The organism is Pseudarthrobacter adonitolis, from assembly GCF_055412845.1.
The window spans coordinates 23802-45986 of the sequence record NZ_JBVAYW010000026.1 but is presented as its reverse complement, the minus strand read 5'-3'; the positions used below and the strand labels follow the sequence as shown (position 1 = coordinate 45986).

Annotated in this window: 22 protein-coding genes and 1 pseudogene; 9 read left to right on the top strand and 14 right to left on the bottom strand. The window is 64.4% G+C overall.

The window, feature by feature from the left end:
• Positions 1-567: 567 nt before the first annotated feature.
• The 3 genes from ACZYZ4_RS17675 (at position 568) to yidC (ending at position 3286) form a co-directional block, all read left to right on the top strand.
• Positions 568-1179: an RNA polymerase sigma factor gene (locus ACZYZ4_RS17675; RefSeq protein WP_463862990.1), complete on the top strand. Its 612-nt coding sequence runs from the start codon at positions 568-570 to the stop codon at positions 1177-1179.
• The gene (locus tag ACZYZ4_RS17670) at positions 1176-2201 is read left to right on the top strand and encodes a CU044_5270 family protein (protein WP_463862988.1); all 1026 of its coding nucleotides are present in this window, start codon (positions 1176-1178) and stop codon (positions 2199-2201) included. Before ACZYZ4_RS17675 ends, ACZYZ4_RS17670 begins: the two co-directional genes overlap by 4 nt.
• A 128-nt stretch (positions 2202-2329) precedes the next feature.
• Positions 2330-3286, top strand: coding sequence for a membrane protein insertase YidC (yidC, locus tag ACZYZ4_RS17665; protein ID WP_463862986.1), 957 nt, complete (start codon positions 2330-2332; stop codon positions 3284-3286).
• 188 nt (positions 3287-3474) lie between these two features.
• Here the strand turns inward: yidC and ACZYZ4_RS17660 are convergent, their stop codons facing one another.
• The 6 genes from ACZYZ4_RS17660 to ACZYZ4_RS17635 form a co-directional block, all read right to left on the bottom strand.
• Positions 3475-3912, bottom strand: a complete 438-nt coding sequence (locus ACZYZ4_RS17660) for an ImmA/IrrE family metallo-endopeptidase (protein WP_463862996.1) — start codon at positions 3910-3912, stop codon at positions 3475-3477.
• Between the two features lie 93 nt (positions 3913-4005).
• On the bottom strand, positions 4006-5208 hold the full coding sequence (locus ACZYZ4_RS17655) for an acetyl-CoA C-acetyltransferase (protein ID WP_463862984.1): 1203 nt from the start codon (positions 5206-5208) through the stop codon (positions 4006-4008).
• A 104-nt stretch (positions 5209-5312) separates the two neighbouring features.
• Complete coding sequence (locus tag ACZYZ4_RS17650) at positions 5313-5900, bottom strand: GNAT family N-acetyltransferase (RefSeq protein WP_463862983.1); 588 nt, start codon at positions 5898-5900, stop codon at positions 5313-5315.
• Entirely contained in the window at positions 5884-6348 is a 465-nt protein-coding gene (locus ACZYZ4_RS17645; protein ID WP_463862981.1) for a pyridoxamine 5'-phosphate oxidase family protein, read from the bottom strand. Before ACZYZ4_RS17645 ends, ACZYZ4_RS17650 begins: the two co-directional genes overlap by 17 nt.
• An 84-nt stretch (positions 6349-6432) precedes the next feature.
• Entirely contained in the window at positions 6433-6900 is a 468-nt protein-coding gene (locus ACZYZ4_RS17640) for an NUDIX hydrolase (RefSeq protein ID WP_463862980.1), read from the bottom strand.
• Positions 6901-6956: 56 nt separating this feature from the next.
• Positions 6957-7898, bottom strand: a complete 942-nt coding sequence (locus ACZYZ4_RS17635; RefSeq protein ID WP_463862978.1) for an aminodeoxychorismate lyase — start codon at positions 7896-7898, stop codon at positions 6957-6959.
• Between the two features lie 99 nt (positions 7899-7997).
• Here ACZYZ4_RS17635 and cls point away from each other — a divergent pair, with 99 nt between their 5' ends.
• Positions 7998-9470 carry a cardiolipin synthase gene (gene cls / locus ACZYZ4_RS17630; protein WP_463862994.1) on the top strand — a complete coding sequence of 491 codons (1473 nt, stop codon included), beginning with the start codon at positions 7998-8000 and terminating at the stop codon, positions 9468-9470.
• A 334-nt stretch (positions 9471-9804) separates the two neighbouring features.
• On the opposite strand, the gene ACZYZ4_RS17625 is transcribed toward cls, so the two are convergent.
• The 8 genes and pseudogenes from ACZYZ4_RS17625 to ACZYZ4_RS17590 all read right to left on the bottom strand — a co-directional run bounded on the left by ACZYZ4_RS17625 (position 9805) and on the right by ACZYZ4_RS17590 (position 15310).
• A complete protein-coding gene (locus tag ACZYZ4_RS17625; RefSeq protein ID WP_463862976.1) occupies positions 9805-11988 on the bottom strand; it encodes a chorismate-binding protein in 2184 nt (727 codons plus the stop codon).
• Positions 11985-12173 carry a low molecular weight phosphatase family protein gene (locus ACZYZ4_RS17620; RefSeq protein WP_463862998.1) on the bottom strand — a complete coding sequence of 63 codons (189 nt, stop codon included), beginning with the start codon at positions 12171-12173 and terminating at the stop codon, positions 11985-11987. The genes ACZYZ4_RS17625 and ACZYZ4_RS17620 overlap by 4 nt, the downstream gene beginning before the upstream one ends.
• Positions 12174-12229: 56 nt before the next feature.
• Positions 12230-12334, bottom strand: a pseudogene (locus ACZYZ4_RS17615) (low molecular weight phosphotyrosine protein phosphatase); the annotation flags it as partial.
• 130 nt (positions 12335-12464) lie between these two features.
• Complete coding sequence (locus ACZYZ4_RS17610; RefSeq protein WP_463862974.1) at positions 12465-13088, bottom strand: LysE family transporter; 624 nt, start codon at positions 13086-13088, stop codon at positions 12465-12467.
• A 21-nt stretch (positions 13089-13109) separates the two neighbouring features.
• Positions 13110-13499, bottom strand: a complete 390-nt coding sequence (locus ACZYZ4_RS17605; RefSeq protein ID WP_463862973.1) for a type II toxin-antitoxin system VapC family toxin — start codon at positions 13497-13499, stop codon at positions 13110-13112.
• Positions 13499-13810, bottom strand: a complete 312-nt coding sequence (locus ACZYZ4_RS17600) for a type II toxin-antitoxin system Phd/YefM family antitoxin (RefSeq protein ID WP_426988630.1) — start codon at positions 13808-13810, stop codon at positions 13499-13501. The genes ACZYZ4_RS17605 and ACZYZ4_RS17600 overlap by 1 nt, the downstream gene beginning before the upstream one ends.
• A gap of 60 nt (positions 13811-13870) precedes the next feature.
• Positions 13871-14692: a methyltransferase domain-containing protein gene (locus tag ACZYZ4_RS17595; RefSeq protein ID WP_463862971.1), complete on the bottom strand. Its 822-nt coding sequence runs from the start codon at positions 14690-14692 to the stop codon at positions 13871-13873.
• 102 nt (positions 14693-14794) lie between these two features.
• Positions 14795-15310 (bottom strand): MarR family winged helix-turn-helix transcriptional regulator, encoded by a 516-nt coding sequence (locus tag ACZYZ4_RS17590; protein WP_463862970.1) that lies wholly within the window; start codon positions 15308-15310, stop codon positions 14795-14797.
• A 168-nt stretch (positions 15311-15478) separates the two neighbouring features.
• Between ACZYZ4_RS17590 and ACZYZ4_RS17585 the strand changes: the two genes are divergently transcribed.
• The 5 genes from ACZYZ4_RS17585 to ACZYZ4_RS17565 all read left to right on the top strand — a co-directional run bounded on the left by ACZYZ4_RS17585 (position 15479) and on the right by ACZYZ4_RS17565 (position 22170).
• Complete coding sequence (locus tag ACZYZ4_RS17585) at positions 15479-17683, top strand: MMPL family transporter (RefSeq protein WP_463862968.1); 2205 nt, start codon at positions 15479-15481, stop codon at positions 17681-17683.
• Between the two features lie 218 nt (positions 17684-17901).
• Positions 17902-18321, top strand: coding sequence for a hypothetical protein (locus tag ACZYZ4_RS17580; RefSeq protein ID WP_463862967.1), 420 nt, complete (start codon positions 17902-17904; stop codon positions 18319-18321).
• Positions 18322-18546: 225 nt separating this feature from the next.
• Entirely contained in the window at positions 18547-20427 is a 1881-nt protein-coding gene (dnaK, locus tag ACZYZ4_RS17575) for a molecular chaperone DnaK (protein ID WP_463862965.1), read from the top strand.
• Between the two features lie 2 nt (positions 20428-20429).
• The gene (locus ACZYZ4_RS17570) at positions 20430-21101 is read left to right on the top strand and encodes a nucleotide exchange factor GrpE (protein ID WP_463862963.1); all 672 of its coding nucleotides are present in this window, start codon (positions 20430-20432) and stop codon (positions 21099-21101) included.
• 94 nt (positions 21102-21195) lie between these two features.
• Positions 21196-22170, top strand: a complete 975-nt coding sequence (locus ACZYZ4_RS17565; protein WP_463862961.1) for a DnaJ C-terminal domain-containing protein — start codon at positions 21196-21198, stop codon at positions 22168-22170.
• Positions 22171-22185 lie beyond the last annotated feature (15 nt).

The following is a 22185-nucleotide window of genomic DNA, read 5'->3' as shown; positions in this document are numbered from 1 at the left end:
CCTGGCCATGATCCCACCCAACGAATTCGAGCAAAACTACTACGCTCAAATAGACGCCTCATCACACGACGAGGACACCAGCAAGAAGACGGCCTAAAACCCGGCACGGTTCACTCAGACTCTCGTCGCTTACTTGACGCGAGACTTGGGCTTGTTGCTTTGTCTGCGGCGGATCGCGATTTGTCAGCGGCAGAACGCTTCACCGTCTCCTTATTCCGGTACTCTCCAGCTCTTTTCTCGGCGTCCATTCGCTGCTTGCGTTTCCGGTCCAATTGCCCGCGATACTGACTCGCACTCATCACAAACCCCCAACCTCGATAGATAATGTGCTTTTAAGGTGAGCCTACGTCCTGCCCCTGACAAAAGATCGCACAACGGACGGCCATCTGGATCCCGTGTTTCTCTGGCTACTTCGCCTCGGCATCTCCCGGTCTGAACCGTCCCGTACGAGGTTCGTTCTTGTGGACTGTGGAATCTTGTGGACGGTCGAACGTCCCTCGATGAGACCGAGTGGAAAGTTTCTCCGCAAAACATGGAACCTTTCCATGTGTGCGGACACTATGGGGTATGGGCGGAGATTTGGAAGGGACAGACGAGGTTCTTTGGAGGCTCGTCGTAAATGGAGACGGCGACGCCTTTGGCGCAGTCTTTGACCGTCATCGGGACCGAGTTCTCCATCATTCCCTCAGAATCGTGGGTTCCGCTCATGCAGCCGAGGACATCACGGCGATGGTGTTTTATGAGGCGTGGCGTCGCCGGGATTACGTGCGCGTGGTGAACGGCTCCATTGCTGCTTGGTTGCTGGTCACGGCGAACAACACGTTGCGAAACGAGCTGCGCCAGCGCCGGCGGTATAAGAATTTCCTAGCCCGGCTCCCGCCACCGGCCAATAGCCCTGACGTCGCTGAGGCGTTCGCCGACGACGAGCAGCAGGAGTTGGAGGCCGCCACGTTAGAGCAGGCTTTTGCACGCTTACGCCAAGTGGACCGTAACGTGCTGACACTGTGCGTGGTTGAAGAAATGAGCATCCGAGACGCAGCGATCGCACTCGGCGTCCCCGAAGGCACGGTGAAATCCAGACTAAACCGGGCCAAAGCAAGGCTCGGGGACCTATATGACGAAGTTTCCAGCAGGTATGCGCTCGACCGGCAGTCCGCGCAGGAACAGAGGCCCGTATGAAAACACACCAATTTCAACCCGACAGAAGCGATGCGCTTCGCCGACAGCTCGTAGGGATGGCGGAACAAGAACTCCCCCGGAAATACGCGACCGGGAGCTCGGCCGAAGAAGCAACCGACCAGGCGGCCAACGATCACCTCCCTGCGCGTAAGTCACGCCCCACGCGCCGGCTGGTAATGACAATGGCGGCGGCTGCTGTCGTAGCAGGGCTAATCGCAGGCGACGTCGTCGGTCTTGCCGGCTGGCGCGGCGGTGCTAGCGCTCAGGCCGCAGAAGTCCTCAACAAAGCGGCGCAGACGGCAATCAACGCAACCGACCCCGTAGTGAATCCCGGACAATACCTAAGAATCAAAAGCACCAACGTCTGGATGACTGAGTCCTGGGAAGAAGATGGTTCCAAATATCTGTGGCTGGACACCGAAAAATTCGACATGTACATCCCGGCGGATCGCAGCGACGAGTGGGTGTGGCAACGGTCAGGTCGCGTGCCCACAACCTTCTTCGAGGCCACGGCCAAGGAGTACGTCCGCGAACAAAACATTCGTGCGCATCCCGAGCTGCTGCGGGCACGAAAGGGAGAGTTCTACGGCAGCAGCGGCGGCTGGCTGACCGCGGACATGTCCGCTTTCCCCCGTGACCCTTACCGGCTCCTCAACAACATCTACAAACAGACTCTAGGAAAGGGACAGTCGGTAGATGGGCAAGCACTAGTGTTCATAGCCGACCTCCTAAGAACCGGCATCGTTCCTGCTGACCTGCGTGCAGCCCTCTATAAGGCCGCCGCCATGATCCCAGGCGTAACAATCACCGAGGGGCAAGCAAACCTGAACGGCCAGACCGGTGTCGCCATCGGCCACACAGACAGCTCAGGGTTCGGAAGTAAGGAGATCATCATCGATCCCAGGACTGGACAATTGATTGGTGAACGAGAAGTGCTCAGTCAGGCCTACCAGGTAATCCCGGCAGGGACGGCCGTAGCTTGGACCGATATTGAAACATCCGTTTCGGATACAGCCCCCTGATGCCTCGCGTGAGCGAGCTTGCTGGCGTCGTCCGTACCTTGAGTGCAGTATTCGAAGGGCTACATCATGTGGCTGATCGAACTGACGATTAAGGTTCTCGTTTTCCACCTAACAGATTGGGGCGCCATATGGACTTCTTTGAAACCATCATGTTTCCGTTCAAGTGGCTTGTTTCCATCATTATGGTGGGCTTCCATGAGGGCCTGAACACCATTGGCATGCCTGAGGCCTCCGGGTGGACCTGGACTCTGTCCATCATCGGCCTGGTGCTGGTGATCCGTGCCGCCCTTATCCCTGTGTTCGTGAAGCAGATCAAGGCGCAGCGCGGCATGCAGCTGCTCCAGCCCGACCTGAAGAAGCTCCAGGACAGGTACAAGGGCAAGACTGACCAGCTGTCCCGCCAGGCCATGTCGCAGGAACAGATGGCCATGTACAAGAAGCACGGGACCAACCCGTTCTCCGCGTGCCTCCCCATGCTGATCCAGATGCCGTTCTTCTTTGCGCTGTTTACCGTGCTGTCGGGCATCAGCGGTGCTGCCGCCGCTGGGAACGGCATCGGGGCGATGACTCACGCACAAGTGGTGCAGTTCGACCAGTCGAGCATTTTCGGCGCACCGCTGTCGGCGGTGCTGCTATATAGCGATGGACATGTCGCGGTTACGGTCCTGACCATCGCGATGATTCTGGCGATGACGGCCTCGCAGTTCATTACGCAGAAGCAGATTATGGCCAAGAACATGTCCGAAGAGGCCCTGGCCAGCCCCTTCATGCGCCAGCAAAAAATGATGCTCTACATCCTGCCGATCGTGTTCGGCGTGGGAGGCATCAACTTTCCGATCGGTGTCCTGATCTACTGGACCGTCACCAACCTGTGGACGATGGGTCAGCAGTTCTTCGTCATCCGTAGGATGCCGACGCCAGGGTCGCCGGCGGCGAAGGCCCTGGCCGAACGCCGGGCTGCCAAGGGAATGCCGGCACTGCCCATTCTGAGTGGAAGCCGGGACGAGGCCGCATCCCTTCCCTTCGTTACTGAACCCGCGGGTCAGCGCATCCAGCCGCAACGCAAGAACAGGAAGAAGAAGTAGCAGGAAGTTGCCAATCTGGGTGTCTCGAAACTTCTGCGCCTCGAAACCCTAGGGATATGAGCCTCACCGATGAGCGCAGAGGCTGACGGGTGGCTGTTTACTTAGTGCACCGTCGTAGATCTTGTCCAAGGCCCAGCTGACGGCACCAGCACGGCGCTCTCTGGCTTTTGTAGGGGAACCTTGTCGAGTTAGGTCCAGCGTTCAAGGTATGAGTCGACAGTCGGTGCACTCTTTGCTAGAACCGTTCTCCAGTCCAAGAGCTTGTCGATTTGTAGGCGGCCAAGGATCACTACGGGGTGTACGCCAGCTTGCTGGGCAACAGTCTGAATCCAGCCTTTTCGTATGACATTGGGTGGCTTGGGAAGGCCGCCTGGTATCTGCCATTCACCTGCCTGCCGATCGGCCTCTTGCTCCTGCGGTTCGTCGGCCTGCCCGGCGCCTTCATCGATGAATAACTGGTCCGGGGATACGTGGCCGAGAATTATATGTGCCACTTCGTGCAGCAACGTGAATAGGACGCCGTCCAAGCGTTTGCCGCGGCCCGACAGAGCAATGACCGGCTGCGCAGGGTCGTCATCGAGTAGGAATGAGGCTCCGTTTAGTTTGCTTCCCGGGAGGCCGTTCATGGCCTCTTGGCGCATGAGCCGGTCCACAGTACATCTGGCGACGTCATGGCCTACCCAGCGGAAATCGCGCCGGCTCTGACCCTCCCGGACGCCCTAGCCGCGGGCCTTCAGGATCAGGGCGTCGCCCTGGCCACCGCCGCCGCACAAGGCAACCACGCCTGTGCCGCCGCCGCGCCGGTTCAACGCGAGTGCCTGATGCAGGACCAGGCGGGCCCCCGATGCGCCCACCGGGTGGCCCAAGGCGATGGCGCCGCCGTCGGCGTTGATCCTGTCCGCGTCGATCCCCAGGTCATTGGCGGACTGCAGCACCACCGAGGCGAAGGCTTCGTTTATCTCAATGAGGTCCACGTCGTGAATGGTCAGCCCTTCAAGTTTCAGGGCTCGCTCAATGGCGCGGGACGGCTGGGAATGTAGGGAACCGTCCGGTCCGGCAGTCTGGCCGTGGCTGCCGATCTCCGCGATCCAGCTGAGGCCGGCCGCTTCCGCTGCTGCCTTGCTGGCCACCACCACGGCGGCCGCACCGTCGGACAGCGGGGAGGCCGAACCGGCGGTGATGGTGGCGGCCGGGTCCTTGGAGAAGGCGGGCTTCAGTGCCGCGAGCGTCTCGACGGTGGTTCCGGCGCGGATGCCCTCGTCGGCATCAATCACGACGGCGGGTCCCCGGCGCTGCGGGACCTCCACCGGAGCGATCTCCTCAGCCAGGATGCCGGCCGCCCGGGCGGCCTCCGCCCGCTGGTGCGAAAGGGCGGCGACGGCGTCCTGGTCCTCGCGGCTGATGCCCAGGCGGGCGTTCCCGGCGTCGGTGGCGGAGCCCATCAGTTCGCCTGAGACGGGGTCCTGCAGGCCGTCAAAGTTCAGGGAATCCAGCAGAGGCGCATCACCCATCGCCACGCCGCCGCGAAGCCGTGGCAGCAGGTGCGGGGCGTTGGTCATGGATTCCTGGCCCGCCGCCACAACGAAATCAGCTTCGCCGGCGCGGATCATCCGGGCGGCATCGATCACTGCAGTCAGACCGGACAGGCACAGTTTGTTGATGGTCACGGTGGGCACATCCCAGCCGATGCCGGCGGCAAGGCTGGCCTGCCGGGCGGGTCCCTGGCCAGCGCCCGCCTGGATGACCTGGCCCACGATGACGGCCTGGATCTGTTCCGGCGCCACCCCGGACCGTTCCAGTGCGTTCTGGATGGCGTGGGCACCCAGTTCGCTGGAGGTGAGCCCGGAGAGGCTGCCGCGGAACTTCCCGAAGGGTGTGCGTGCGCCGCCCAGGATGACGGGGACGTGAGCGTCGTTGCTCATGGGGTGCCTTTCGATTGCTGATTCAAGAGTGCTTGGGGCCAGCTTCGGCGAACCCTGAGTGCCGCCGATGTGCCCCAGCCGCTGTGGATTCGGCTGCGACCGCGTCAGCAGTGAAGGAGCAGTTGATGGAGCAGGTGGTCCTGCCAGCGGCCGGCGATCCTCAGGTACTGCGGCGCCACGCCGATTTCCCGAAACCCGGCGCGCCTGAGGATCTTACGTGAGGGCTCATTGTGGAGCAGCGTTGCCGCCTGGACCCGGTGGAGGCCCAGTTCTGTCCGGGCGTGGTTCGTGGCGAACCGGACCGCCGCAGATCCGATGCCCCTCCGGTTGAGGGTGGAATCAACCCAGTACCCGAGGTTGGCGTTGAGGAATGGCCCACGGACGATGCCGGTGAGGGTGACGGCGCCGATGATGTAGGCGGGATCGTCGTAGTCCACCAGCACCCACGGAACTTCCTGGCCCACGGAATGCTGGGCGAGCTTGGCCCGGATGATGTCCAGTTGATGCCTGGGAGTGAAGAAGGCTTCGTCCCGCTCCGGTTCCCAAGCCGCGAGGTGCTGGCGGTTCCGGAGGTAGGCCTCGCTCAGGCCGGCTGCGTCGCTCCGCCGCAGCACCCGGATCCGGACCCCCTGGACGAGCGGAGCGGGGGCTTCGCTGTCCAGAAGGTCGCCTGCGCTACTCGAAGGAAGCACGACGGCGGTCCGACAAGCGGGTGTTCCAGACGTCCGGTTTGGTGACCTGGAAGCGGCGGCCGGTCAGTGCGAGTGGCGTCAGCCGGATGTAGTAGTCCTTGGGTCCAGGCTGCCAGGGCTCCAGGCGAAGGGCGTCAACGGCGTCCTTGTCAGCCTGGGCCTCGATCACTTCGGTGTCTCCGCGCGCCACCACACTCCAGGCCATCTCCGTGCGGGGATCGTATCCATCGATCTCCAGCGCCGCGGGACGGTCCGCCTGGGCGCCCCACAATTTGGAGCCACCGGCGCTGCGGAAGACGATGCTCCTGCGGTCCAGGATGTAGTTGACCGGAAAGATCTCCGGATGGCCGTCCACTACAAGGGCCAGGCGTCCCAAGGTGTCATCGGCCAGCAACTCCCAGCATTCGTCAAAGTTCAATTTGTTGGTCGGCTCCGTGTAAGAGTTCATGCACCAAACCATACGGACCTGCGCGACGGACCAACAGGGCAGTTCCACCCGTCAGCACCCGGCCCGGGTCTGGGGCAGTTCAACTTAGGGCAGTTCAAGACGCTGCAGCAGGGCGTCCAGGATCGGAAGCTGGCCCTTGGCCAGCTTGCGGCGTGCATCGGTTTCCGTCACCCACCGGGCATCGTCCACCTCGGGAAAGTCCTGGATGATGCCGGATCCTTTGGGCCACTCCAGCGGAAACGTGTTGCTCACAATCCGTTCCGGCTGGAAGTCAGACTCCGCTGCGAACACCGTGATGATCTTTCCAGATGGTTGCCGGAAGACACCCAACTCGAAGTAGTCAACGGCTGGCGGCGGCGTGCCGATCTCTTCGGCAAACTCACGCCGGGCGGCCTCCAGGGGGTCCTCATCGGGAAGGTACTCGCCCTTGGGAACCGACCAGGACTGGGTCTGTTTGCGTGCCCAGAACGGTCCGCCCATGTGGGCTATCCACACTTCCAGCCCGTTTGCTCCCCGCCGGTACAGCAGGATCCCTGCGCTGCGAACCACCATGGCGTAAGCGTAAGGCCTCCCTACTGAATCCTGGAGAACTGCTGAATCCCGGAAGGCTACTGAATCCCGGCAAACAATGCGTTGAGTTCGGCCGTCAGTTGCTTCTGTACGGCAGGGGTCCCCACTTCCTTGCCGTCAATGTGGTTCACCGGCGCGAGCAGCCTGATGCTGGAAATCAGCCACACGGCGTCGGCGTCCAGCAGGTCCTGCGGTTCCAGCGGCCCATAGCCGAGCTCCCAGCCGGCTGCCTTGGCCGCCGCGAACAGTGCACCCTGGGAGGTCCCGGGGAGGATCCCGCTGTCCAGCTGCGGGGTGATGAGCCGGCGCACCGCGCGGGTGGCGCCGGCGCCGTCGTCGGAGGTTTCCAGATGTGCCAGCAGCACCGTGGACGTGGGGCCTTCCAGGACGCGGCCGTCTGAGGACGTGAAGATGACGTCGTCGGCGCCCTGTTTGTGGGCGTACCGCAGGGCGGCCATGTTCGTGGCGTAGGACAGGGTCTTGGCGCCGAGCAGCAGCCACGGGGCACGCTCTGCCACGTCACTGTCGTAGCCGCGGTCCAGGAGGATGACATCGATCCCTGTTTCGCGCTGGCGGCGGCCGAGGGCGCCCACCGGGGAGACCTGAACCCAGCAGGTGGGGGACTCTGCGCCTTCCGGGCCGCGGGTGACCACGAGTTTCACCACCAGCTCGTCCTCGGCGGGCGACGGAGCGGGATGCTGTTTACGGTGCTCCGCGACGCCCGTGGCGATGGCCGCCCGCCACTCATCCTGCGCCGGGATCACCAAGTCCAGGGCCTGGGCCGACCCGATCAGCCGGTCCAGATGCGCCTGCGGCTTCCGGACCGCCCCGCCCACCGCGAGCATGGACTCGAACACACCGTCGCCACGCGTGGCGCCCTGGTCCGTGGCCATTAGCTGGGGATGCGAAGCATCGGCCAGCCGGCCGGCCGGGAACACGGGGTCAAGGAAAACGAGCACCACGGGCGCAGGAGAAGTCATGGCTCCAGCTTAGTAGGGCCAGCCGCGGCTAAGCTGTGGTCATTGCCCCGCCGGAACCCGTCCGCCGGTGCGCACAACCCGGGGGGTTATTCCAGAGTGCTGTGGCCAATTTCGCTTGCCGGTACCGCGCCGACGTGGGTGGTGGTGCTGCTCAGCATTGCGGACCTGGTGATCCGGGTCCTGGCCATCGGCATCATCCCCGGCAACAGGCGCCCCACCACGGCCATGGCCTGGCTGCTGGGCATCTTCTTTGTGCCGTTCCTGGGCCTGGTGCTTTTCCTCCTGTTCGGGAACTTCAGGCTCTCCAGCCGCCGCCGGCAGCAGCAGGAGATCATCAACACCAGGGTGCGGGCGGGCATCTCCTCGCTCGCCGACGTCGTCAGTGAATACCCGGGGCCCGAATGGGTGACATCCGCCGGGGAATTGAACCGGCGGCTCGGCTCCCTCCCCATGGTGGACGGCAATTCAGTGGACCTCATTCCCGGCTATCCGGACTCGATCCTGGCCATGACCGAGGCTGTGCGCAAAGCCAAGAAGTTCGTAAACGCCGAGTTCTACATCATGAGCACGGACCACATCACCGATGACCTGCTGACCGCCCTCGAGGAGGCCGCCGAGCGCGGCGTGGAAGTCAGGGTGCTGTTCGACCACATCGGCACGCTCCGGGTCAAGGGTTACCGTAACTTCCTCAAACGTTTGCGGGCCGGGAAGATCCAGTGGAAGCGCATGCTCCCGCTGTTGCCGACCCACGGCCAGTGGCGGCGCCCGGACCTCCGCAACCACCGCAAGATCATGGTGATCGACGGCGAACTCGCCTTCACAGGCTCGCAGAACCTGATCGAGCCCTCCTATAACAACCCCAAGCACCGCAAGGCCGGCCGCGAATGGGTGGAGCTGATGGCCTGCCTACGCGGACCGATCGTCACTACGCTCAACGTTGTGTTCGCCACGGACTGGCTGAGCGAAACCGACGAGTCATTGGAACACCAGCTGCAGCTCCCGGCCAACGCCGAACCGGGCAACGTCACGGCCCAGGTGGTGCCCAGCGGTCCCGGTTTCATCACCGAAAACAACCTGCGCCTCTTCAACACCCTGATCTACTCCGCGCAGCACCGGATCTCCATCTGCAGCCCGTATTTCGTGCCCGATGATTCCCTGCTCTACGCCATCACCACAGCGGCCCAGCGGGGCGTGGACGTGGAGCTGTTCGTCTCCGCTAAGGGCGATCAGTTCCTGGTCCACCACGCCCAGCGCTCCTATTACGAGGCGCTGCTGGAGGCCGGCGTCCGGATCTACCTCTACAAAGCGCCCTTTGTGCTCCACGCCAAGCACTTCACCATCGACGAGGAAGTGGCTGTCCTGGGCTCCAGCAACATGGACATGCGCTCCTTCTCGCTGAACATGGAGGTTTCGGTGATGCTGCTCGGCGCCGAAATCGTGAACAACATGCGCGCGGTCGAAGACACGTACCGCGACATTTCCAACGAACTCCTGCTTGAGGACTGGCTGCAGCGCCCCCTCGCAGCCCGGTACATCGACAACGTGGCCAGGCTGACGGCTACTGTCCAGTAAGCCTGCCAGCCCCGGCGTTTTCAGCTGGTTTAGCAGATCAGTCCGTGCCGCCGCGATCTTGCCTCAAACCGATCTTGCCCAAAGATTAAGCCGGTCCGGACTGGAGCGCCGCAGAGAGGCGACGACTCTGGGAATACGGGTTCATGAATCTGGACCCGACTATCAGCGAACGGATCCCGCCTGTCTGTAGCCAGCGCCGCGGGGGAGCTGACAGATATGCCACAGACCAAAACGGCGCGGTTCTGGTTTCGAATGACCGTAGTGTCCTTTAACCCTGCTGACCACCGTCACCCTCCTGGTCATCAACTGAAGCCGTCCCCGTCATCGGGCCTGCCTAGCTGCCAGGAAAGTCCGCACCCAGCGCAGAAAGCACACCGTGCGCCTTCACGCGGATTTCGTCGTACTCCTCGTCAGGTACCGAGTCGGCAGTGATGGCGCCGCCGACGCCGAGGGTGAGTTCCGCCGTCGCCGCTTGTTCGCTGCCGTCCCCGGCCTCTTCCTTGGTTACCAGGGTGCGGATCGCCACGGCCAGGTCCGTGGCCCCGTTGAGGGAAAAATAGCCGATCGCGCCGGAATACAGGCCGCGCGGGCCTTCCTCCAGCCGGTCCAGGATTGCCATGGTGCTGATTTTCGGGGCGCCGGTCATGGAGCCGGCCGGGAAGCATGCGGCCACTGCCTCGGCCCGTGGCGAGCCGGGCAGGAGCCGCGCGTCGATGGTGCTGACCATCTGGTGCACCGTTGCGTAGCTTTCGATCTCGCACAGCCTGCTGACCGTCACCGATCCGGGCTCCGCGAAGTGGCTGAGGTCGTTCCGCAGCAGGTCCACAATCATGATGTTTTCCGCCCGGTCCTTCAGCGAGGCCGCCAGGTCCTCCCGCAGCTGCCTGTCACGCTCCGGATCAGCACCCCGGCGCCGGGTGCCCTTGATCGGTTCGGCGCGCATGCCGCCGTCGGACGTTATCCTCAGGAACCGCTCCGGCGACGTGCTGGCCACCGTCAGCCCGCCAAACCGCAGGTAGCTGGCGAACGGCGCCGGATTCTTCCGCCGCAGCGCGAGGTACGTGGGCCAGGGGGCCGCCGCGGCGGCGGGCAGCCGGGCCGTGAGCGTGGTGGTCAGGCACACCTCGTACGAGTTCCCCTCACGGATTTCGTGCTGGGCGGCCGCGATTTTGGCCAGGTAGGACGGCTCCGTGTCGCGGCTGCTGAACGCGGGCCCAACAGGACGTACGACGCCGTTGCTGCCGCCGGCGTGCGTGGTTGTCTCACCGATGGTTTGTGAGCCGAAGCTTGGCGTGCTGTGGGTTGCCGCGGCGACGGCGGCGCGGGCGTCGGTCAGCCAGCTGTCGGCGTCGGGCGCTTCCAGTGCAAGGAGCCATGCTGTTCCTTCAGCGTGGTCCAAAACGACGGCTCGGCCCGCGAAGATCAGGGCCGCGTCGGGAGTCGGCGCCGCCGCGTCCGTCCCGCCGGTTTCGCGCTTGAGCTCATAGCCCAGGCAGCCCAGCCAGCCCAGGGTGAAGTCGCCCGGGTAGCCGTCCGGCGTGCGGACCGCCCTGCGTCCCCAGACTGTGTCCAGCCAGCGGAAGAACGGGCCCGGCACGCGCGCCGTGGCGGAGCCTGCCGTGATGACGCTTTCGCCGGACCGGTGCGTGACCGCCTGGCCGTACGTCCCGCCGTCGTCCGCGAGGATGCTGAAGCGGCTGCGCTCGGTGGCGGGCGACTGTTTCGGTGGCGGCGGCCCGGCGGGTGTCTGCTCTCGAGGTGGCCCAGCGAGTGCGCCGGCGGGCGCGTTGGCGGAGTCTGCCTTGGCGATGTCTGCGTTGGAGGAGTCCAGCCAGACGGCGTTCGCTGAGCCGCCGTAGAGGTTATCGAAGAGGACGGCGGCGTCCGGCCTGGCGTCCAGTCGTTCTGCGCGTAGCCTGAGGCCGCGGCGGGCGGCAAGCTCGGGAACAAGCGCCGACCCGAGCGCGGGCAGGTAGGTGAGGGCATGCATGACGTCGGCGGTAGCGGAACCGTCGGCATTGTTGCGAACACGGATATCGGCTTCGTGGGGGACATCGTCGGCGGCGAGCCACGCGTCTTCCTGCTCAGCCCACTGGTCCCAAAACGGTTCATATGTGCCGCCGTCGCGGTCCAAGGCCCGCTTCCGGCGGATGTCGTCAGGAGAGTCGGCCCAGATGACAGCGCTGAGCAGGGGCCTGGCGTCGGCGGCGGCCGCCCCCACTCCCTCAATGATCACGATCTCCGCGGGCAGCGTGACCCGGGTGTCGCCGTCGTAATGCCTGTCCCAGTCCCAGCTGGTCCAGGTGGCGGGCTCGGCGCGGCTCAACGGCGTGAGCACGGTGGAAACGTAGCGCTCGATGCCCGCAGTGAGGCCGTTCCAGCCCGGGTAGATGTCCTCAAGGTGGAAGAGCGCGACTTTGTGATGGTTCCGTAGCTGCGCGGCGAGTTCGATGGCCAGAGTGGTCTTGCCTGCGCCGGATCGCCCGTCAATGGCAATGATCACAGGTGCGGGGGTCATGAAATAGAGCGTACCTGCTGCTGCATCAGCTGCGGTCGCGGCGCCGCCTGGCCGACGACCGTGCGGACATGCGCGACGATGCCTGGCACAGCGCCGCGGATCTGCTCCCAGGCGGTGTCAAAATCGGCATGGACGCCGTACCAGGGATCCTCGATGCCCCTGGTCCGGCAGTTCGCTGCCTGCAACAGCGCGGTCGAAGCTGCGGAGCATGCGGACCTCGTTCATGGAGACGGCGTCCGGCGCGCGGATCGATGGGCCGTCCTGCCTCATAGCCGGTAGTTCCCGCCGAATCCACTGTCACATCAGAGCCAAGGCCTTCCGCTTGGAAGGGCGCCGCCAGCGTCATCTCCACCATCGGTGACCGGCAGATATTTCCCGTGCACACAGTGATGATCCGGCAGGTGGCCACTTCATGACCATGTGCCGGGCAAAAATGTCAGACACGTGCGGCTGGCAGGCTTACCAGTTGATCAGGCCTAGTGGATTAGCGCGAGGAGAATTCCCACCGCCACAAAGAGCACCCCGAAGATGCGGCTAAGGATCTTCTGGCCGCGGGCGTTGTGCGTGAAGCGCTGGAAGGATTTGGCGGCAAAAGCGAAGAAGAACCACATGACCAGGATGTCGATTACCACCACGGTGGCCGTGAGCACAAGGTACTGCGGCAGGAGGGGCTGTTCCGGGCGGATGAACTGTGGCATAAACGCGAGGAAGAAAACGATGGCCTTCGGATTGAGCAGGTTGACCCAGAGGCCGCGCCGGAACATTGACCAGGCGGGCTCGTTCCGGAGGGCGGCGGCTTGTTCCTGGTCCAGCTCCGGTTTGCTCAGGAACTGGCGGATGCCCAGGTACACCAGATAGGCGGCCCCGGCGTAACGGATCGCATTGAAGGCCTCCGGGGAGCTTGCCACCAGCACGCCAACGCCCAACGCCACGATCACCACGTGGACAACCAAGGCTGCCTGCTGGCCAAGTATCCCCCAGATGGAGCGGCGGAAGCCGGACCTCAGCGAGTTGCTCATAGTGTTGATGGCACCGGCGCCCGGCGTGAAACTGATCAGGACGCCAGCGCCCGCGAGGGCGAGCCAATGGGAGAATTGCACCTGCCAAGTTTAGTGCCGCCCTCACCACAGGGTGGTCACGGACTCAAATGCGTGAAGCTCCTGATCTGCCGTCACCAGCGTCAGCCCTTCCACCATGGCCTGCGCAGCCAGGATCCGGTCGAAGGGGTCCTTGTGTTCCCAATCCAGCTGGCCGGCGGCCAAAGTATGCGGTGCGGAGATGGCCAGCTCTGAGGCGTACAGGTGGGCTACCTGCCGTCCGAAGCTTGCCACTATCGCCGCCCCCGACGGCAGCTTGCCTTGATGGTGTTTATAGGACAGCTCGTATGCGGTCATGGGCGAGACGTAGACCGAGTTCTCGAGCTTGGTGATGGCGTTCCTGGCTTTGGTGGACAGTTTCTTGGGTTCGGCGAGGGCCCACAGGAAAACATTGGTGTCCAGGAGCAGGCGCATCAATGATCGCCACCTGTCACTTCACCCATTTCCTCGTCGGTCCACGGTTCGTAGAACCCGTCAGGGATCTGGAGGGGCGCCAGGAAGCCCAGTTCGCGTTTGTGGGGGCGCTCGATTTTCACCAGCCGGGCCACCGGGCGGCCTGCCTTGGCAATGACCACATCCTCGCCGTTTTCAACAAGGTTCAACAGCTCGGACAGGCGGGTCTTTGCCTCTTGGACGTTGTATTGCCCCATGTTGACCAAGTCTAGTTGGTCAACCTCGGCGGTGTAAGGCTCAGCCCAGTATTCGTTCTCTCCGTAATAGCTCATATTCCGACGCTATTGCCGCCAGTACGGGGGCGGATAGGCACTGTTGTGCCTATGTGGAAATCACGCCCGGGCGATGACCTCACCGTTCGGGATCAGGAACCAGCCGTCGTCGGTGGATCCCCAGCGGTGCCAGCCAGCCGAAATCCGGGCCAGGTCCGCTGGATTTGCGAAGCCGTATTCAAGTGCCTGCTCCGCGAAGGCCGAATGCAGCACTCGTTCGCCCCAGACCCGGGCCTGCCATCTCCGCTGTTGCCCGGTGGCATACAGCCAGTTGGTGCTGGTGGGCGCCACGTCGCCGAAGCCCGCGGACTGAACCCAGGACACGAGCCTGCGGCCGGCGTCGGGCTCGGCTCCGTTGCGGCGGGCGATCCGCTGGTACAGGTCCATCCATTCGTCCAGCTCCGGGATGGCAGGGTACCAGCTCATGCCGTGGAAGTCGGCGTCGCGCACTGCCACAATGCCGCCCGGCTTCGCCACCCGGCGCATCTCGCGCAACGCCTCCACCGGGTCGGTGAGGTGCTGGAGTACCTGGTGGGCATGGACGACGTCGAAAGTCTCGTCCTCGAAGTCGAGGTCATAGATGTTGCCGGCCAGGAACTCCGCATTGGCCACGCCGCGCTCGGCCGCCAGTGCCGTGGCCTGGGCGATGATGTCCGGCGACCGGTCCAGGCCGGTGACCTTTCCGGGCGACACTAGTCCCGCAAAATCACAGGTGATGCTCCCAGGGCCGCAGCCGACGTCGAGCACTGAAACCCCGGGCGTGAGGTGGGGAATAACAAAGGCCGCGGAGTTCTCCGCGGTCCTGGAGGCGTGGGCGCGGACCACCGACTCGTGGTGGCCGTGCGTGTACACATCGTCGTCGTCAGGCTGCTGCGTACTCATAATGAAACGCTACCCCTCCGCAGTGAAAAACGGACGGAAGCCTCCACAAAGTAGGTCCCATTTAATGTCGTTATGGGCGCTCATGGCGACATTAAATGCGACCTACTTGGGCGGGGCGGGGGAGGCGGGGCCGCCGTCGGCCGCTTCCTCGCGGGCAGCGACGGTGGCGTCCACCATGGCGGTCATAAACCGTGTGACGAGCTCCAGCTCTTCGGGGGAGAAGTCCGCCATGGCGGAGCCCATCTGGCGCGAAAGCGGCATGAATATGGCACTGCCGTCCTGGAACGCCTTGGGTGTCATGCGGAGCTGGACCTGCCGCCGGTCCGGGCCGAGACGCTCCCTGACCACATGCCCCGAACTGTCCAGCCGGTCGATGAGGGCGGTGGTGGCGGGCGAGCTGAGGTTGAGTTCCTTGCGCAGGATGCCCGGCGTGACCACCAGGCCCCTGGCGGTGTGCCGCATGATCACCGCGAGCGCGTTGAGGTCCGTGCGGTGCATGTCGTTGCGGCCGCCGGCGGTGTCCACGTAGCGGTTGGCCTCCAGGGTGAAGTCCTGCAGCAGGCGGACCAGGGCAAAGGGTGCGGAGTCCGGTGGGCGCTGGGACGCTTCGTCTGTCATGTTCCGCTCTCCTCCGCTCGCTTGCCTGGTGCCCTGACGGATATTACTGCAGAGATGCCAGCTGCGTAGTTTCAAACAGAAACCCAACCCGGAGAATTTATCTCCATGATGGAGACACTCTAGGATAGAATCAAGTGAACCGCGGCCACCCCGAGCTAAGCAGGAATCATGAAATCCCGTCCCCAACACAGCGCGAGGGTTCCGTTCTGGCTGCGCTGGCTCGTTCCCGTTTTGCTGGTGCTCACGTGGCTTGCCATAGCCGGGGTGGGCGGACCAACGTTCGGCCGGCTCGACGAGGTCTCCTCGAACGACCAGGCCTCCTTCCTTCCGGCCAGCGCCGAAGCCACTGCCGCCCAGGACTGGCAGGCGAAGTTCCGCGATTCAGACGAAGTGCCGGCCGTCATCGTCATCGAGGACCACGACGCCATCAGCCCCGCGGAGCTTGGCGACCTGGCATCCCTGAAAACCGGACTGGACGGACTGGAGCTGGGCAGCGCCGTGATCGGCCCCCTCCCGTCCGAGGACGGGAAAGCGGTCCAGTTCATCGCCCCGATCGGGTCCTCCGACGAGCTGAAGGAATCCGTCCAGGACTTGCGGGACTTTCTGACGGATTCCGCGCCTGTAGGAATGCAGACCTTCGTCACCGGACCTGCTGGCCTGACCGCAGACCTGGTCAGCGCCTTCGCCGGCATTGACGGCATCCTGCTCCTGGTGGCACTCGGTGCGGTCTTCCTGATCCTGCTGATCGTCTACCGTTCACTGCTCCTGCCCATCGCCGTGCTGCTCACATCGGTCTTTGCGTTGTGCGCCGCCATCCTGCTGGTGTTCGGCATGGCCAAGCTCGGCTGGATTCAGCTGAGCGGCCAGAGTCAGGGCATCCTGTCCATCCTGGTGATCGGCGCGGCAACGGACTATGCCCTGCTGTACGTGGCGAGGTTCCGCGAAGCCCTGACCCACACGCGCAACCGGACCGAAGCCGTGCTGACCGCGTGGAAAGCGTCGTTCGAACCCATCCTGGCTTCCGGCGCCACCGTCATCATCGCCTTGCTCTGCCTGCTGTTCTCCGACCTGAACTCCAACAAGGCGTTGGGCCCTGTTGCGGCGGCGGGCATTCTTTGCTCGCTCTTCGCTGCCCTGACCCTCCTGCCCGCTCTGATGGCGCTCTTGGGCCGGGCCGCGTTCTGGCCGTTCCGCCCCAAGCTGGTTCCGGCAGGCGAGCGTGAGCCCGAGCTGGTCACCGGCATGGAGGGGCAGAAGGGTATCTGGCGGGCCGCGGGTTCGCTCGTCTCCCGCCGCCCGCGCACGGTCTGGGTCGCGTCGGTCCTCCTCTTGCTGGTGGCTTCGGCCGGGGTGCTGCAGCTGAAGGCCAACGGCGTGCCGCAGACCGACCTCATCCTCACCGCGTCCAATGCGGTGGACGGCCAGGACGCGCTGGCGCGGCATTTCGACGCCGGCAGCGGCAGCCCCGCCGTCGTAATTGCGGACGAAAGCAAAGCCGATGAAGTGCTGGCAAAGGTCAAAGCGGCCGACGGCGTGGGGGACGCCTACCTGCTGGCTGAAGGCGGTGTGCCCATCACCGGAGTCCCGGGCGCTCCCAACGCGCCGGACGTCCACGACGGCAAGGTTCTAATCAACGCCACGCTCAACTACGCCGCCGATTCCATTGAGGCGGAGGGTGTGGTCAAGGCGCTGCGCGAGGAGATAACAACGGTCGACGCCGGCGCTTTGGTGGGCGGCGCGACCGCCACGGCCCTGGACACCAACACAACTGCCCAGCGCGACCTGGTGATCATCATCCCCATAGTCCTGGCGGTCATCCTGCTCATCCTGATGCTGCTGCTTCGCTCCGTGGTGGCGCCGGTCCTGCTGGTGCTCTCCGTGGTGTTGTCGTACGGCGCGGCCATGGGCGTCTCGGCCTTGGTCTTCAATAACCTGCTGGGATTCCCCGGCGCCGACGCCACCGTGCCGCTGTTCGGGTTTGTGTTCCTGGTTGCCCTGGGCGTGGACTACAACATCTTCCTGATGAGCCGGGTGCGCGAGGAATCGCTGAAGCACGGGACCAGGCCGGGCATCCTGCGCGGACTCGGCGTGACCGGCGGAGTGATCACCTCGGCCGGGGTGGTGCTCGCCGCCACATTCGCCGCGCTGGGCGTCATTCCCATCATGTTCCTGGTGCAGCTCGCCTTCATTGTGGCGTTCGGCGTACTGCTGGACACCGTGCTGGTGCGCTCGCTGCTGGTCCCCGCGTTGGCGTACGACATCGGCCCGCGCATCTGGTGGCCCGGCAAGCTGGGCGGGCCGGAGCTGGGTACAGCCGTGCATCGGGATGCTGGCGCCTTGGAGCCTGAGACGGAGGGTGCCGGCCGTCGCTAGTCCGGTTACGGCGTCACGCCACGCACGGTTTCGAGTCCCCGGGGGCGGTGCGGCCACGGATTTCCGCGGCCGCACTCTTCCGCCCGGTCCAAAAGCCTGCCGTGCGTGACACGGGCTTGCTGGAGCGTGCCTGCTGCCACCACTGTTTCACCCCGCCTGGGCTGAGTAGACTTCAAATGCGCCCGGATGGACGCGGAACTCAAAGGAGAGGTCACATCATGAGTGAGAACACCGCACCTGAAGAAGAACGCCGCAAGGGCAGCACCGAACCCCGACTGGAGGGCGAAGGCGGCCAGTATGAGGGAGGCGAGGCCGGCGTCGTGGGCGGTACGGGGAACCAGCCCGAGGAGGGCGAGTATGCGGAAGGCGATTTCGGCGAGGCCGGCGTCGTGGGCGGTACGGGGAACCAGCCCGAGGAGGGCGACTATCCGGAAGGCGATTTCGGCGCGGCCGGCGTAGGCGGCACGGGGAACCAGCCCGAGGAGGGCGACTATCCGGAAGGCGATTTCGGCGAGGCCGGCGCCGGCGGCACGGGGAACCAGCCCGAGGAGGGCGAGTACGCGGAAGGCGACTACGGCGACGCCGGCTCTGTTGACCGCGCGCGCGAGGGGAAAGTGGACGAAGACAAGAACCCGTAACGGCCGTTCACGCACAGCGAACTACTGCCAAAGGAAGCGGACTTTCGGCATAAAAACCCCGGAAATCCGGGGGATCGCCTGGGGGTACCGTGCCCTAAAAATCCAAAGTTGAGCGGACTCCGCTCAACTTTGGATTGACATCGCCTGCGCCCTGAGTAAAGTTGAGTGCAGAACGCTCAACACTCGAGCGCCAGCAAGTTTCCAAGGAAAAGAAGGAAGCAACACATGTCACGTGCAGTAGGTATCGACCTCGGAACCACTAACTCCGTCGTCTCCGTTCTCGAAGGTGGCGAGCCCACCGTTATTGCCAACGCCGAGGGTGGCCGCACCACGCCGTCCGTCGTTGCATTCTCCAAGTCCGGCGAAGTCCTGGTGGGCGAGATCGCCAAGCGCCAGGCCGTCAACAACATCGATCGCACCATCGCCTCCGTCAAGCGCCACATGGGCACTGACTGGTCTGTCGCCATCGATGACAAGAAGTACACCGCGCAGGAAATCTCCGCCCGTGTGCTCATGAAGCTGAAGAACGACGCCGAGTCCTACCTTGGCGAGAAGGTCACCGACGCCGTGATCACCGTTCCGGCCTACTTCAACGACGCCGAGCGCCAGGCCACCAAGGAAGCCGGCGAAATCGCGGGCCTCAACGTCCTGCGCATTGTCAACGAGCCCACCGCGGCTGCACTGGCCTACGGCCTGGACAAGGGTAAGGAAGACGAGCTCATCCTGGTCTTTGACCTCGGCGGCGGCACGTTCGACGTCTCCCTGCTTGAAGTCGGCAAGGACGAAGACAACTTTTCCACCATCCAGGTCCGCTCCACCGCAGGCGACAACCGCCTCGGCGGCGACGACTGGGACCAGCGCGTTGTGGATTACCTGCTGAGCCAGCTCAAGGTCAAGGGCATCGACCTGTCCAAGGACAAGATCGCCCTGCAGCGCCTCCGTGAAGCCGCTGAGCAGGCCAAGAAGGAACTCTCTTCCTCCAGCAGCACCAACGTTTCGCTTCAGTACCTCTCCGTCACCCCCGATGGCCCGGTCCACCTGGACGAGCAGCTGACCCGCGCCAAGTTCCAGGACCTCACCAAGGACCTGCTGGAGCGCACCAAGAAGCCGTTCCACGACGTCATCAAGGAAGCCGGAATCAAGCTTTCCGAGATCGACCACATCGTCCTCGTTGGCGGATCCACCCGTATGCCCGCTGTCTACGACCTCGTCAAGGAACTGGCCGGCGGCAAGGAGCCGAACAAGGGCGTCAACCCGGATGAAGTTGTAGCCGTTGGTGCAGCACTCCAGGCCGGTGTTCTGAAGGGCGAGCGCAAGGACGTCCTGCTGATCGACGTCACCCCGCTGTCCCTGGGCATCGAAACCAAGGGTGGCGTGATGACGCACCTGATCGAGCGCAACACCGCCATCCCCACCAAGCGGTCCGAGACCTTCACCACGGCTGATGACAACCAGCCGTCAGTGGCCATCCAGGTGTTCCAGGGCGAGCGCGAGTTCACCCGCGACAACAAGCCGCTGGGCACGTTCGAGCTGACCGGCATCGCGCCGGCTCCCCGCGGCGTCCCGCAGGTCGAGGTCACGTTCGACATCGACGCCAACGGCATCGTCCACGTCTCCGCGAAGGACAAGGGCACCGGCAAGGAACAGTCCATGACCATCACCGGCGGCACCGCGCTCTCCAAGGAAGACATTGAGCGCATGGTCAAGGACGCCGAGGAGCACGCAGCCGAGGACAAGGCCCGCCGCGAGGCGACCGACACCCGCAACACCGCCGAGCAGCTCGCGTACTCCGTGGACAAGCTGATCGCCGACAACGCCGACAAGCTGCCTGAAGAGGTCAAGACCGAGGTCCAGGCCGACGTCGACGAGCTCAAGAAGGCCCTCGAAGGCACCGATGACGCAGCCGTGAAGGCCGCGTTCGAGAAGCTCCAGGCTTCCCAGACCAAGCTCGGCGAGGCTATCTACGCCCAGGCCGGTTCGCCGGACGGTGCCACCGGTGCCGCAGGTGCCGAAGGCGCCCCTAGTGGTGCCGCAGGCGGGGACAAGGCTGCTGATGAGGACATCGTCGACGCCGAGATCATCGACGAAGACGAAGCGAAGAAGTAGCCGTGCCGCACCACGGTAACGAGGAAGAGCACAACTCATCCGCGAGCCAGGAGCCGGTCATCCGGGACAACCGCAAGGTTGATCCGGTGACCGGGCAGGCCCGGCACCCGGAGGGCGAGCAGCCCGCTGACGCGCCGGTGGGCGAGTCCCCGGTGGGCGAGCCTGTGGACAGCGACGGCGATGCACTCGCCCAGGCCGAGGAAATCCTCAACGGCATCGAGGTGCCGGCCGAGGAGGCTGTGGCCCAGGGGGCAGGACAGGCTGAAGCTGCCGAACTGAAGAACGATCTCCTCCGCCTCCAGGCTGAATACGTCAACTACCGCAAGCGTGTTGAGCGCGACCGGGCCGTGGCAGGGGAGATGGCCGTCATCGGCGTCCTGAACTCCCTGCTTCCGGTACTTGACGACGTCGACGCCGCCCGCCAGCACGGTGACCTGACCGACGGCCCGTTCGCCGCGATCGCCACCAAGCTGGAGAACGCGCTGAAAACGTACGGCCTGGTCCGCATTGATGAGACCGGTGTGGAGTTCGACCCCACGATCCACGAGGCCCTCATCCAGCAGCCGGGCGAGGACATCGAGGTTGACACCGTCAGCCAGGTGCTCCGCTCCGGCTACCGGTCAGGGGACCGCGTGCTCCGCGCAGCACAGGTGATTGTGGCCGTTCCGGCCTAGCATTACCCCATCGAGATGGCAGTTCGCGGCAGTGATTCGCAAGAACATTGCCGCGAACTGCCATCTCGGCAGAGAGATTTGAAAGGAAACGCCATTGGCTAGCCAGGATTGGGTGGACAAGGACTTTTACGCGATCCTTGGTATCGCCAAGGACGCTTCCGACGCCGACATCAAGAAGGCGTACCGGAAACTTGCCCGCCAGCACCACCCGGATACAAACTCGGGGGACGTTGCGTCGGAGAAGAAATTCAAGGACATCTCCGAGGCCTATTCAGTGCTGTCGGATCCGGACGAGCGCCAGCAGTATGACGCCATCCGGGCCATGGGCGGCGGCGCGCGGTTCGCTCCCGGTGGGGCCGGCGGCGGCAACGGCGGCTTCGAGGACATGTTCGGCGGACTGTTCACCGGCGGCGCGGGGCGCCAGCCCGGCGGGTTCAACACGTCAGGCGGCATCCCGCCCGAGTTCGCTGACCTGTTTGGCGGCGGCGGCTTCGGCGGCCAGACCGGCTTCCAGCGCCCTCCGCAGAAGGGTGCCGACCGTACGGCTACCACCAGCATTTCCTTCTCCGGGTCCATCCGCGGCACCACCATCGGCCTGCGCGAACCCAGCGGTGACGTCATCGACGTCCGCGTACCCGCCGGCATCAAGGATGGCCAGAAAGTGCGCGTCCGCGGCAAGGGCCAGCCAGGGCCTGCCGGCAACGGCGACCTGATGGTGGCCGTCTCCGTCAAACCCCACGAGTTTTACACACGCGACGGCGACAACCTCCGCGTCCATGTCCCGGTCACCTTCCCGGAAGCTGTATTGGGCGCCGACATCCAGGTCCCCACCATCGACGGCGAGACCGTCAAGGTCCGCGTTCCGGCCGGCACACCCTCGGGGCGCACGCTCCGGGTCAAAGGCCACGGGGTGAAGACCTCCAAGGTCACCGGCGATCTCCTGGTGACCATCGACGTCGCGGTTCCGAAGAACCTGAACAAGGAGGCCGAAGCCGCCGTGAAGGCCTTTGCCGAAGCCACCGCAGACGCCGATGTCCGTGAAGGCCTGGCCGCCAAGGCCCGGCTCTAAGCAACGGAGCAGACC